Raw genomic sequence first — 13,822 nt, 5'->3', positions numbered from 1 at the left:
AGAGAGGCGATTTATCGCGTCTCTCCTAAATAGGGCGGTTATTTTCTAATCCTGGTATGTGTTTAGAAAACAACTCGTTAGAGTCAACCTGACCATTTGAGATCACAGAACGCATACCCTCAAAAGCAGCAGGAATAGTACGCGGATCTATAAATAATACCTTGCTGCTATCGCTTTTACCAATTGTTGCGCCCATATCGAGATAACCCAAGGCGAACAGAACTTCAACTGCTTTATTAGCATTGGGATTCGTCTGGAGCTTTTGTGCAATAATTTCTGATGACTCTGCGATCGCCTGCGCTTTCAAAACTTGCTGCTGACGTTCCGCTTGAGCTTTCAGAACGATCGCCTTTTGTTCCGCTTCCGCTTGCAGAACTGTTGATTTTTGCCGAGCTTCGGCATCCAATATTTGCGCCTCTGCTTTACCTCTAGCACTATTGACAGCAGCTTCGCGTTCACCCTCAGAATTTAAAATTGCTGCCCGTTTGCGTCGTTCTGCCGACATTTGCAATTCCATCGATTCTCGCACCGCTTGCGATGGAACAATATCTCGCAGTTCTACCCGCGTCACTTTCACACCCCAAGGATCTGTAGCAATGTCCAAATCCCTCAATAGAAGTTCATTGATTTGGGAACGGGCAGTAAAGGTTTCATCCAACTCTAGTTGTCCCATCTCGGAGCGAATTTGAGTCAGTACCATGTTTACCATTGCAGACTGGAGATTTTCTACCTTATACCAGGCTTTTTCCATATCCACAATGCGCCAGTAAAACACTGCATCTACCTCAATACCAACGTTGTCGCGGGTGATGCATTTTTGGGGAGGAATATCTAAGACTTTTTCCCGGATGGTTTCTCTGTAAACGATTTTATCCAAAAAAGGAATTAAAAAATTCATTCCTGGTTCCAGCTTTTTGTTATAGCTACCCAATCTTTCCACCAAAGCTTCATTACCCTGATTGATGACTTTTACAGACCCCGCTACAGCAGAACCACCAAGGGCTAAAAAGACTAGTAAAAAGAACTGTTCCATTGTAAATCTCCTGATTTTTTAAGTATTAAATTTAACTCAACAGAAGAGGAGAGTGAGAGACAGAGGAGCAGAGGAAGATGAAGAATTACTGCCATCTGCCACCTGCCGACGCTCGCGGACTCGCTACCGCTGCGCTATCCTGCCTTCTGCCTCCTTCCTAAGAATTCAACAGATTTTCTGGTATCACAATCAAGGTAGTACCTTCTCTCCTAACCACATAAACTCTTTGATGGGCTGTTACGGTAAATTTGTCATCATCACATCGTGCTTGCCAAGAGTTTCCTTCATACAGTACCCGCCCTGTCTTCCCAGGCGGAATTTCTGTTAAGGTTTCAGCTATAACTGCATCCTGAATTTTTGATTTGCGTTGTCGCGGTTGCAAAAACCGCCGAGAAAGCACGATTAGTAATGTGGAAAGTAATAGCCAAACTACAACTTGCAACCATACACTTCCCAAACCCACTCCAGACAGCAACGCCACCACAAAAGCGCTAATTCCCATCATGAAGGCGACAAACGCCGATGGTAAAAACAGTTCCGTTAGACACAGAACTGCTCCTGCCAGAAGCCAGATTAAGGTAAAACTTGGCATAGCGCCATCCTAAACTCTACATTGACGTAAATGCATTTCTACGATTAGATACAGCCAGACGTAAGTTATTTACAGAAAACAAAACTTGGTCTTTTTACCAATAATTTTGATTAATTTCAGTAACAAGGTGTAGCTAGCGGTACACAAATCCAGTCTATTCTAGCCTTCAAGTCTTTGCCAGCTAAAGTTAATCGAAGTTCATGAGTTGATTGGTTTCTTATAATTTATACCTTTATGATTTCTACTCAACTGATAATTTATTGTATAAATCCACGCTGTAAGAGTCCCATTAATCCAATGGGAGATAGTGTTTGTGCCAGTTGCCAAACTCCTTTGGTTCACCGCTATCTTTGGGCTACTGGCTCATCGTCTGCTCAAATTACACCAGGCACAACGGTAGCAGACAGGTATGAGGTAATTAGTCCCCAGATTTGGCTGGATACTCAACCGGCACTGCCGCCAGATGTACCTGAAGAATTGCCAACGGAAGTAATTCCTTATCTACGGTTATATCAAGAGCGGTTGCATTTGCCCCAGGCTTATGGATTTGCTAGTAATCTTGAGGAAGATCCAACTGATATCCTCTTGTTGGAAAATGTGCCAATAGATAAGACAGGAAATATCTATCCAACTATTGTTGAGGCATGGGAGCAAGCAACAGCAGTCCGACAAGTTTATTGGCTGTGGCAAATTCTCCAACTTTGGACACCTTTATCAGAATTAGGACTTAGCCGCAGTTTACTAGTAGTAGACAATTTGAGAGTCCAAGGTTGGTGTGTGCGACTGTTAGAACTCTACCAAACACCAGCAGATGAGAAGCTGAGTTTACAAAATTTAGGGGAGTGTTGGCAATTTTGGGTAGCGTCTGCAAAGGCATCAGTAGCCAAAGGCTTACAAAACATAGTCCAGCAGATGTGTGAAACTGAGATTGAGTTAGAGGCTATTAATATTCAACTCAATAATTTACTATTAGCATCTGCGGCAGAATTGCCATTAGTCTCAAAGGTGGCAGGCTCAACAGATATTGGCCCATTGATGGAGCAAAATGAAGACGCTTGCTATCCCAATGCTTTGAGCGATTTAGATGAACCTTTATTGCGCCACTTGTCGATTGTTTGCGATGGCATTGGTGGACACGAAGGCGGTGAAGTTGCCAGCCAGTTGGCAGTGCAGTCTGTAAAGTTGCAAATTCGTGTTTTACTAAGGGAGGTTACAGAACAAACTGTACTTGTACCACCAGAGTTGTTGCAGGAACAACTAGAAGCAAGCTTGCGGGTAGTAAATAATGTGATTTGTGCCCGCAATAATGAACAAAAACGCCAAGGCAAAGAACGCATGGCTACAACTATTGTAATGGCCTTGCAAGTTCCCCAACGAGTGCAGACAAGTACTGGCTGGCAATCAAATAATACCCATGAGCTTTATTTGGCTAATGTTGGCGATAGCCGTGCTTATTGGATTAGTCGCAATTATTGTCAGCTACTGACAGTAGATGATGATGTAGCAATGCGGGAAGTCCGCTTTGCAAAAAGCTTGTATCGAAAGGCACTGTTTAGACCAGATGCTAGTGCTTTAACTCAAGCATTGGGGACAAGAGATTCAGAATCTTTGCGTCTCAAGGTTCAGCGATTTATTGTGGAAGAAGATGGCATCTTGCTACTGTGTTCTGATGGTTTAAGTGATAATAACTGGGTGGAACAATCTTGGCAGGATTATGCAATACCCGTGTTAGCAGGGCAATTGACAGTTGAAGATGCTGTTCGCAACTGGATTAACTTAGCAAACGAAAAAAATGGGCGTGACAATACATCGGTTGTTCTCACTTATTACCGTGTCTCCCCAGAATACGTAGTACCTGTGACTCCGGCGTTGCCAGAAGAGATTATAGAAGCAGAAATACAAGAGGAAGAAGAGCAACTAGATGAACCAGAGGAACAGGAGGAACAAGAGGAACAGGAGGAACAGGAGGAACAGGAGGAACAGGAGGAATTAATTTCCTTTACAGAAAGTTCGCAAACTTTGCTAGATTTGGATCTAGAGTTGGATATGTCAGAGGAACCAATTCTCAGCCCAGAAATTCCACCAACCTTAATTACAAAACCTAATCGGGGCAAACGTTTGGCAATGCTGGGGGGAGTGTTGGCGTTACTTGTTGGAGGTACAAGTCTAGGATTATTTACTTGGTGGCAAATTAATCCTCAAGGATTCCAGCAGATGTGTCGGCAACTTCCCCAAAAAGTGCAGCAACTTTGTTCGCCTGTAAAGTAAAGAATAGAGACTAAGGAATAAATTATACCGAAATGTCGTGATGTTGGTGATGAACATCGTGATGTTGGTGATGAATGTCGCGATGTTGGTGATGAACATCGTGATGTTGGTGATGAACATCGTGATGTTGGTGATGAATGTCGCGATGTTGGTGATGAACATCGTGATGTTGGTGATGAATGTCGTGATGTTGGTGATGAATGTCGCGATGTTGGTGATGAATGTCGCGATGTTGGTGATGAATGTCGTGATGTTGGTGATGAATGTCGTGATGTTGGTAATAACAGCTTCTACATTCAGGGTGAGGGCGAATGAAGTGGCGATCGCTAGTGGGTTAATCTAGATTAGCGATCGCACGCACCACGCATAACTCTAGATCACATCTTGCACCTACGTGGGAGCTTGTCTCCGATTTTTCCAAGTTAGAAATCTGGGACACGCCCAGCTACGGCAACAGGCTATATGTATAATGGGCAAGGTACTGCAATGCCATATCCCTGTGCGTAATCAATTCCTAGAGCCGTAATTCGCTCTAAAATCGCGTCATTCTCCACAAACTCAGCAATCGTCTGAATACCCATCACACAGCTAATGCTCGTGATTGCTGTCACGATCGCATTATCTAGAGGATTCTCGACAATGTTACGAATAAAGCTCCCGTCAATTTTGAGGTAATCCACAGGCAGAGACTTGAGATAGGCAAACGACGACATCCCCACCCCAAAATCGTCTAACGCGAAGCGACAGCCCATCTGTTGAAGTGACTCAATGAACTGCTTGGCTTTTATGAGGTTGGCGATCGCTACGGTTTCGGTAATCTCAAAGCAAATGCACTGGGGTGAGATGGGGTGTAGGGTAAACTGCTCATACAGAAAGTCAATGAACTGATCATCGTTGATGCTAGAGCCAGAAAGGTTAATCGCATAGATGCTTTGTTTATCGCCAACGACCCTTGTCCAATTCCTGAACAGAGTCTGAATCACCCACCGATCAATCAGGTGCATCAAGTTGTAGCGTTCTGCTGCTGGAATAAACGCCATCGGCAGCACTAAATTTCCCTGCTCATCCCGGAGCCGCAGCAGCACTTCATAATGGTCGCCATTTTGATCTGTCGGAGCGATCGCGGTAATTCTTTGAGCATAGAGACAAAACCAATCACTTTCCAAGGCTTGAGAAATGCGGCTGGCCCACTGCATCTCCCCACGCTGTTGCAGTCGCTCCTGGTCGTCAGTCTGAGCAATATACACGCGATTGCGCCCCCGGTTCTTCGCGGCATAGCAAGCTGCGTCAGCCGTGCTGATAATCTCTGCAAGGCTCTTGGTATTCGTGTCGATACCGACCAAGCCAATACTTACTCCAATTGAGAATACCTGCTCTTGCCAAACAAACCGGAACTCTTGAACACATGAAAGCAGATTGTTGGCAACTCCTAAAGCTTCCTCCTGTGTACACTGATTGAGTAATACGCCAAATTCATCGCCGCCTAACCGTGCGAGTGTGTCAGTTTTCCGAATCTTCTCCTGCAATGAGGCAGTAATTTGACGCAGTAATTCGTCTCCAGCCACATGACCACAGGTATCATTTACGATTTTGAAGTGATCGAGATCCAAATAGCACAACCCATAAACCTGGTAGTCTAAAGAAGCAAGGTGCAATGCTTGTTCAACCCGCCGCTCAAACTCCTGGCGATTCACCAATCCGGTTAAGGCATCATGGGTTGCCTGCCAGGATAGCTGACGCGAAAGCTGGCGGTTCTGAGTCACGTCATGAAACACCATAACCGCGCCAATAACTTGTCCCTCACGATTGCGAATGGGCGCGGCGGAATCTTGAATCGCAATCTCTTGATCGTTTTCAGTAATTAAGACGGTATGGTTTGCTAAACTCACAATTCGATTTTCCTTTAACGCTTGCTCAATTGGGTTCTGAACTACCTCCCGTGTCGTTTCATGCACAATTCTCAAGATTTCTTTTAACGGCAACCCTTGTGCAGATGCTTCACTACATCCGAGCAGAGATTCTGCAATGGGATTGAGGTATTGAATCCTGCTAAACGCATCTGTGGTAATAACTGCATCTCCAATCGATTGCAACGTCACCTGAGCTAATTCTTTTTCTTGAAAAAGTGTTTCTTCAATTTGCTTCAGGGCTGTGATATCGCGTCCCACTGATTGAAATTCGATAAAGCATCCTTGCTCGTCAAACAGCATTCGGTTATGCCATTGAGTCCAACGCACTTTATTTGCCACAACGACGCGATTCTCAATAATCACGACAGGATTATCGACACTAATTGAAGCGACTAATTGAACAACTCGCTCCCGATCTTCCTCAAAGATAATCGGTTGATAGCGGCTGCCGATCATTTCCTCGGGCGATTGTCCAAAATAAACTGCATAAGCTTGGTTGACAAACGTAAGTGTACCGTCTGGTAAATATCGGGCAATGAGTTCAGTCTGATCTTCGACAATGGCACGGTAGCGAATCTCACTTTGTTTCAGAGCAATTTCTGCTTGCTTGCGATCGCTAATATCAATCACCACACCCAACATCCGCACAGGTTTACCTACTTCGTTGTAAATACTGCGTCCTTTTCCAACCAACCAGCGCACTTTGCCATCAGGATGAATCACCCGATATTCAGCTTCATAATTAGTATGCTGAGTCATGGCGTTGAATAGAGCCTGTTCAACTCGCTCAACATCCTTTGGATGAATAGCATTGCGCCATACCTGGTATCTAGCTGATGATGTTTCTGGTTCTAACCCTAACAAGCGAAAGTGGTTGTCATTCCAAATGACTGCCCCATCAAGCAAATTCCAATCCCAACTACCGATATAGTTAAATTCCATCGTCAGCCTAAGTTGTTCTTCACTTTTAGCTAAGGCTACTTCTGCTCGTTGGCGTTCTTCTTCGATACGCTTCTTGGGGCTGATATCCGTAACTCGTACTAAATTCATCACTCGGTCAGCAACCCTGATTTGTTTGATTGCTATGTTTCCCCAAAAGCAATTGCCCTGCTTGGTAAAGTATGCAATTTCACGACTCCACAACTCTTGCTGGTTAATTTTTTCGACAATGCTGGTTAGTTCATCAGAAGTAAACTGCTCTTTTTGTAAAGTATGACCTTCAATACCAATGAGTTCAGCTTTGCTTGAGGCTGCAAATAGTTCTACTGCACGATTATTACAGTCAATGGTCAGTAACGTTTCTGTATCTACCAAAAAAAGCGCATCAGCGGATTCGTTAAAGACAGCTTCTAGCAAGTCGCGGCTCTTGGTGATTTCTAACTCGCTTTCTTTACGTTCTGTAATATCTTGAATAGCTCCATACAGTCTAACAGTCTTACCCTGAGTATCATAAGCTACCTCTGCTCTTGACTCCAGGTAGCGCAATGAGCCATCAGGTCGGATAATGCGATATTCAAGATTGAAAGGAGTTTTATTGGCGATCGCCTTTAGTAAACGCCTCTGCAACACTGGTCGGTCTTCTGGGTGAAGCATCTGGAGAAATGCAGCCTGCGTCGGTGCTGATTGAGTAGAATTTAAACCTAAGATACGAAAGGTTTCATCTGACCAAATTTGCTTTTGAGACTCTAAGTACCACTCCCAACTGCCCAGATGGGCAATCTTTTGAGCAGTAGCTAGCAACGTTTCACTGCGTCGGAGTTCTTTCTCGGCTTGTTTGCGTTCGTTGAGTGCGGCAAGCCGTTCTGTAACATCTTGGGCAGTCCCATAGAGGCGAATTACTTTTCCATCCGCGTTGAATTCTGCATGTCCAATCCCCTCAATATAAATAGTAGACCCGTAAGTTGGAGATGCGCGTAGAATAAGTTTGTAGGATTCGCCAGTTGAAATTGCCCGCTCAGTTGCTTGGGCTAATTTTCCTGCATCTTCTGCCCAGTATAGTTGCAGATTTTCTTGGTAGTTCGGCTCAAGAAGTGCTGGATCTCGATTAAAGAGGTCGAAAAGCTGCTTTGACCAGCTAACTTTTTGACTGGCTATATCAAACTCCCAATTACCGAGACGAGCAACTCGCTGAGATTCTTCTAATAAGGCTTCACTCTTGCGTAGTGTTTCTTCAGCACATTTGAGGTTGGTCACATCTACTACCAGTCCATCCCAAACTACACAACCATCCTGCAACTGGCGTGGCGTAGAACGAAAATGAAACCATTTAAGGTGAGCGCTGGGCATTTGAATTCGCACTTGTATATCAAGCACCGAGAGATTCTGCCGGGATTCATCGACTGCTGCCTGAAAGAGTAGTGCGTCTTCTGGGATAAACTGGCGATAAAGTAAACTTGGATCTTTCAGTGCATCTTCTGCCCTGACTTCCGTCAGTCTTTCAATCCCCGCACTGATATAATCAAAGCGATCGCTGCCATCCAATTGGCGGATTACTTTATAAATTGCCCCATTGGGCAGGTTATCGCCAATTCGCCGCAACATAGCTTCCCGCTCTTGTAGTGCGAGTTCTGCCTGTTTGCGATCGCACAGCGCGGCTTGCCGTTCGCTAATTTCCCGCTCTAATTCTCGATTAGCTGCCTCCAGTTGTGCATGACTGGGGAGAGCAAGTGCTTTTGGTATTAAAGGTATAAGTTCACAAGCTGTGTACAGTGAAACTACGGCTGTAATAGCTTTAAGGCAACCACTCAACCAATAAGTTGGATACCAGAGCGTCCAAATCTCCATCAGGTGGGTAGTACCACAAGTAACAATAAATGTTGCAAATAGCAGAAATATCCAGTTGAAGGGCAAATCTTGGCGCTTGCGGACAAAATAAAGTAGCGTGATGGGAATGGAATAATAAGCAAGCGCAATTAAACTATCGGATACAATATGTAACCCCACTAATTCTGTTTTCCAAAGATAGCAATGACCGTGGGGGATAAACTGTTTATAAGCAAGAAGCCTTTTCCCAAATTCCAGCATCAAGTTGTCTCAAACACAAGTTTTTTGGACTATATTGTAGTTAACTATACTTGAATCAAAACTTTTGTTACAATACGCAAAGAAGGACTTATAGCGGTTCTCGTTTACGTGCCGTGCCCCTACACCTCGTGATGTAATGTTGTACCGCATCTAAATGGGAACAGCTATAAATATAGTTACTAGTATAAATAGACTCTTTGTAAAACACAGTAGTAAATTATTTGGGAATTAGGTGAAGTTGAAATTGGGGGTAGTTGCTTTACCGGGATTTCTTAAGCAAGCAAGCAAATTTTGGTTAACAGAAAAAGAGTTTGGAGTAGAGACTAATCCCTCAAAACTTGGGGATTGTTTTAAACTCTAAGTTACTAGAGCAAACTTTAAAAAACTATGCTTGCCCAAGATAAAAAACAACGCAACTGGAAACCCATTATCAAAGCATTCGAGGCTATCCTTGGTAAAAATGGTGTGGTGCAACGCCGCGAAGAACTCATTACCTATGAATGCGATGGTTTAACTGGTTACCGCCAACGTCCGGCTGTAGTGGTGTTACCGAGAACTACAGAACAAGTTGCAGAAATTGTAAAGATATGCAACCAATACTCTATTGCCTTCATAGCACGCGGCTCTGGCACAGGTCTATCTGGTGGCGCTTTGCCACAAAAAGACTCTGTTTTAATTGTCACTTCCTTAATGCGGCAAATCCTGAATATTGATTTGGAAAATCAGCGGGCAATTGTGCAACCAGGAGTGATTAATAGTTGGGTAACACAAGCTGTCAGTGGTGCTGGTTTTTACTATGCTCCTGACCCATCTAGTCAAATTATCTGCTCTATCGGAGGCAATATTGCTGAAAACTCTGGTGGCGTACATTGTCTCAAGTATGGCGTTACCACTAACCACGTTTTGGGATTAAAAATTGTTACGCCAGAAGGGGAAATTATTGATTTAGGCGGGCAAATCCCCGAAATGCCTGGTTATGACTTAACAGGTGTGTTTGTTGGTTCTGAAGGCACTTTAGGAATTGCCACAGAAATTACTTTGCGAATTCTCAAAAGTCCAGAATCAATTTGTGTCTTGTTGGCAGATTTTACCAGTATTGAAGCTGCCGGAGCAACTGTTTCTGACATCATCAGCGCCGGAATTATTCCTGGTGGGATGGAAATGATGGATAACTTCAGCATCAATGCAGTTGAAGATGTTGTTGCAACAAATTGTTATCCCCGTGATGCTACTGCTATTTTGCTAATAGAAATTGACGGTTTAGAAGTGGAAGTTGTAGGAAATAAGCAACGAGTTACTGAAATTTGTCAAAAGAATGGGGCGCGAAATGTCACTTCTGCTAGTGACCCAGAAACTCGATTAAAATTATGGAAAGGACGCAAAGCGGCTTTTGCTGCTGCTGGGCATTTAAGTCCAGATTATTATGTACAAGATGGTGTCATTCCCCGGACTCAGTTGCCTTATGTTCTGCACGAAATTAAGACATTAAGTGAACAATACGGTTATCGGGTTGCTAATGTATTTCATGCTGGCGATGGCAATCTTCATCCGCTAATTCTTTATGATAATTCTGTGCCTGGGGCATTAGAGCAAGTAGAAGAAATGGGTGGAAAAATTCTCAAACTTTGTGTCCAAGTTGGTGGTAGTATTTCTGGTGAGCATGGCATTGGTGAAGAGAAAAAGTGCTATATGCCACAGATGTTTAGCCCAGTTGATTTAGAAACGATGCAATGGGTGCGGCAAGTTTTTAATCCTAAAGGGTTAGCAAATCCTGAAAAGATATTCCCTACACCGCGTACTTGTGGTGAAGCAGCAAATGCATCGGCACTCAAGCAATTTGAAGGTGTGGAAAGATTTTAAGAGTTAGAAGTACCTCTCGTTCCCTGGCAAGAACCAGGGAATGCACTTATAGGACAATACACTTGACTTTTAAGACAGTCGCTACGCCAGTTTTAGTTTTTAGCCTGAAGGGGTGACAAAGGGGCTGAAGCCGATGGGTCAAAAACAGCCGACAATCTCAGAACAAACACCGTTAAATGGGACTACAAAAACTATGTTGGTCGTCTCCAGGAATTACAGCGATCGCAGCACAGACATAGTGTTTTTTGGATCGGTTTCTATGGACAGTTATGGGTAGGTGCAATGGGGTTTTAGGCTGATTTAGCTCATGATTTGATGCGTCTCACACGAATATCAAAGACTGAATAATTACGAATTACGAATTACGAATTATTAACTCCGTTGCCAAATTTTAATCGTCTTATCTAAACTCCCGCTAACCAACATCTCACCGGAAGCTGTGAAGGCTAATGCTGTGACTATATTCCCATGACCTGTAAACGTACCCAGCAATTCCCCGGTTTGTAGATGCCACAACTTAATGGTTTTATCAGCACTACCGCTAGCGATAATTTGACCATCGGGACTTAATGCGATCGCATATACTCTATCTCTATGTCCTTTAAGAGTATGAAGTAATTCCCCAGTCTCCAATTGCCAAACTTTAATTGTTTGATCCCAGCTACCACTCACCAGCATTTTACCATCTGCACTAATCGCCAAGGAACGAACGATGTGAGAATGACCCATGAGGGTATGCAGTGGTTCTGCGTCCTTTAAACTTTTGATACCCGTCTGAGGTAAGGTGCGCCAGACTTTAATTTTGCGATAGCTACCTGTAACTAAAGTTTCCCCGTCTCGACTTAAAACCAGGGAATGAGCAGCTGTATCATCTAAAGAGAGTGCGATCGCAACCTGACGATGCATCAAATCCCAAAACAGAATTTTTCTATCATCTCCACCTGTAGCTAACATTCTGCCATCTGGGGTGAAGGCAGCGCACCGCACTACCCCATTATGTTTGTGCAAAATATCTATCAAGTCTAAAGCGCCTACGTGCCAAAGCTTAATAGTGGAATCTGCACCACAACTCACTAAAGTCTGTCCATCTGAACTAAAAGCCAGGGAATTCACTTCATCCACCAGCCCAGATATCACCCAAGGATACTCTGATAATGTCTCTATTAATTCACCCTTGCTTAAATCCCAGAGTTTCGTTTCTCCACGACTACCACTTGCCAATATGGGTAAGGCTTTGCCATTCTTACACCCGGAACTGAAAGCTAGGCAATTAATGCCTCTGTTGTGCCCTTGCAAAGTCTGCCAGCATTCCCAATCACCAACTATACCCTTAAGGCAATGCTCTGATGGTAGAGTCTGTATTGTATCTGCGATCGCTCTCTCATTAATTAATGGTGATGTGTCTTTTTTGCCAACAAGTGATTCTAAATACCAACTCAACCCCCCTGCATATAACAAGTTACTCGGATTAATGTATATTTTTGGTTCAGTAAGCTCAATTTGATTTGCAGGTAAAAAGCCTGTAATTATGCTCTGTTTTTCGTCGTATCCTAGCTTACCTGTAGATGGATAAAACAAACATAGAAAAATTAATGCTTGGTGCTTTCTTAAATCTTCTTGAGTAACCGACCACCTAATTTTGTCTTTCTTAATACCATTAAAACTTTCTCCGTCAGCAACATAAACTTGAACACTTAGCTGAGGATTATCTTTTAGTAGATAAGAAAATTTGCTTTCGCCACACAAATTTCCCTCATCATCTAAAACCATGTTTTCCAAGGTATCTTGTGATACCTTTTTTACCAACTTCCCCAAGCGTTCAGTTATCACCCGGTCAACAATATGCTCCCGCAAAAGATAATCTTCCGCTTGTCGCTGGAAGTATTTGGGGAAAGGTATCGTCCAGTCGGGAGGCTCAGGATATTCAGGCGGTGTCGGCGGCGGGTTTTTGGCGAGAACTTCTGCTTGTTGGCGAGAAACTTCTTGGAGTCTTGCCAATGGCTCGCCCCAAAAAGCCATGATTTCAGTGTGACAGCCTTTTACTTGACTTTCCAGCAAAGATAAGTCATAAGTTTTAGGCTTTTTCACACGTTGAAGGAAATCAGCTTGTTGAGCTTTAAGTAAGCTAATCCAATCCATCTGCATTCCTGCGGCAAACTCTTGCATACCTACGGTAAACTATACCAATGCAATTACTCAAGTTTATAACCTTAGTTAATTAAAAATTCAGTAATGTTAGTAGTCTAATAAAACACAGCCATTGGCAGATTTTTCCGGGAAAGATAGAGATGGATAGCACTTAGACATTTCATGAACTGATGCAGTTGAAGTATATAGAATTAAATGATGTCAGTCAATTCTAACGGAGATGGAGAACGAGATACTGTTTCCCTAGAAACATTTATAGCCGCAAAGGAAAGTTTAATGTAAGAGGAATTTCAAAGGTTGCCGTAACGAGAAGTCAACAAATACCTACACAAAAACAACCTAGTAACGATAATTCTAGGGTTTATCATCTGAAATCGGCATAAATGGTGAAGATTGGCTAAATTTAACCTTTGCGTTTTGGCTGTCTGGGTGTAGTACTTACATCAGATGAGTCGCCAAAAGTATCCCTTGTCTCAATCTGTTTAATTTTCATTTGCAAGTTCAAGTCATCACTGCTAACAATTGTTTCTAGATTCGCTAATCTCCGCTCTAACAGTTCTATTTGCTGCTGTTGCAAATAGTTAGTTTTTGATTTTTGCTCATCAGAACGCCAAACAGCAACTGTACCAACAGCTGCCCCACCAATTGCAACTAAAGGAAGAATAGCACCGCTTCTAGTCACTGCTGACAGTGGGACGCAAACTCCGAGAATTGCGACTGTAATTACCCAAATTCTTGTGGTGGCAGATAATCTAACATCTTGGTATGGTTCTATATTTGTTTGAGATTTTTTAGCCATAAGTAAATCCAAAGAAAAGTTATTTGCTAGATTGACACAATTGCTTACTAAAATACTTCCTACAATTGGGTTAAATCTAATTACTTACTACAATTTATGTTATTATTGCTGCCACATTATTTCATATCACTAGATTGGCATTGCTAGGAGCAGTTCTGGGCAATAGAAAAATTTTCAATGACATCAGG

Annotated in this window: 8 protein-coding genes; 2 read left to right on the top strand and 6 right to left on the bottom strand. The window is 43.1% G+C overall.

What is annotated here, in order from left to right:
• Window positions 1-25: 25 nt before the first annotated feature.
• Both H6G92_RS07205 and H6G92_RS07200 read right to left on the bottom strand, forming a co-directional pair.
• Complete coding sequence (locus H6G92_RS07205; RefSeq protein WP_190892278.1) at window positions 26-1,033, bottom strand: SPFH domain-containing protein; 1,008 nt, start codon at window positions 1,031-1,033, stop codon at window positions 26-28.
• Window positions 1,034-1,190: 157 nt separating this feature from the next.
• Window positions 1,191-1,625 carry an NfeD family protein gene (locus H6G92_RS07200; protein WP_190892275.1) on the bottom strand — a complete coding sequence of 145 codons (435 nt, stop codon included), beginning with the start codon at window positions 1,623-1,625 and terminating at the stop codon, window positions 1,191-1,193.
• Window positions 1,626-1,859: 234 nt separating this feature from the next.
• Between H6G92_RS07200 and H6G92_RS07195 the strand changes: the two genes are divergently transcribed.
• Entirely contained in the window at window positions 1,860-3,893 is a 2,034-nt protein-coding gene (locus H6G92_RS07195) for a protein phosphatase 2C domain-containing protein (protein ID WP_190892273.1), read from the top strand.
• On the opposite strand, the gene H6G92_RS41065 is transcribed toward H6G92_RS07195, so the two are convergent.
• Window positions 3,824-4,180, bottom strand: a complete 357-nt coding sequence (locus H6G92_RS41065) for a hypothetical protein (RefSeq protein WP_190892308.1) — start codon at window positions 4,178-4,180, stop codon at window positions 3,824-3,826. The genes H6G92_RS07195 and H6G92_RS41065 overlap by 70 nt on opposite strands.
• Before the next feature lie 171 nt (window positions 4,181-4,351).
• Complete coding sequence (locus H6G92_RS39250; RefSeq protein ID WP_190892270.1) at window positions 4,352-8,827, bottom strand: bifunctional diguanylate cyclase/phosphodiesterase; 4,476 nt, start codon at window positions 8,825-8,827, stop codon at window positions 4,352-4,354.
• Window positions 8,828-9,214: 387 nt separating this feature from the next.
• On the opposite strand from H6G92_RS39250, the gene glcD reads away from it, so the two are divergent.
• The gene (gene glcD / locus H6G92_RS07180) at window positions 9,215-10,687 is read left to right on the top strand and encodes a glycolate oxidase subunit GlcD (protein ID WP_190892259.1); all 1,473 of its coding nucleotides are present in this window, start codon (window positions 9,215-9,217) and stop codon (window positions 10,685-10,687) included.
• Between the two features lie 372 nt (window positions 10,688-11,059).
• Here the strand turns inward: glcD and H6G92_RS07175 are convergent, their stop codons facing one another.
• Both H6G92_RS07175 and H6G92_RS07170 read right to left on the bottom strand, forming a co-directional pair.
• Complete coding sequence (locus H6G92_RS07175) at window positions 11,060-12,853, bottom strand: WD40 repeat domain-containing protein (protein WP_242059061.1); 1,794 nt, start codon at window positions 12,851-12,853, stop codon at window positions 11,060-11,062.
• Window positions 12,854-13,238: 385 nt separating this feature from the next.
• Window positions 13,239-13,634: a hypothetical protein gene (locus H6G92_RS07170; RefSeq protein ID WP_190892256.1), complete on the bottom strand. Its 396-nt coding sequence runs from the start codon at window positions 13,632-13,634 to the stop codon at window positions 13,239-13,241.
• Window positions 13,635-13,822: the final 188 nt, after the last annotated feature.

It is taken from the genome of Nostoc foliaceum FACHB-393 (assembly GCF_014698505.1).
Lineage (GTDB): Bacteria > Cyanobacteriota > Cyanobacteriia > Cyanobacteriales > Nostocaceae > Nostoc > Nostoc foliaceum_A.
Note: the sequence above shows the minus strand (reverse complement) of the source record. Positions and strands in the feature narration are given on the sequence as shown.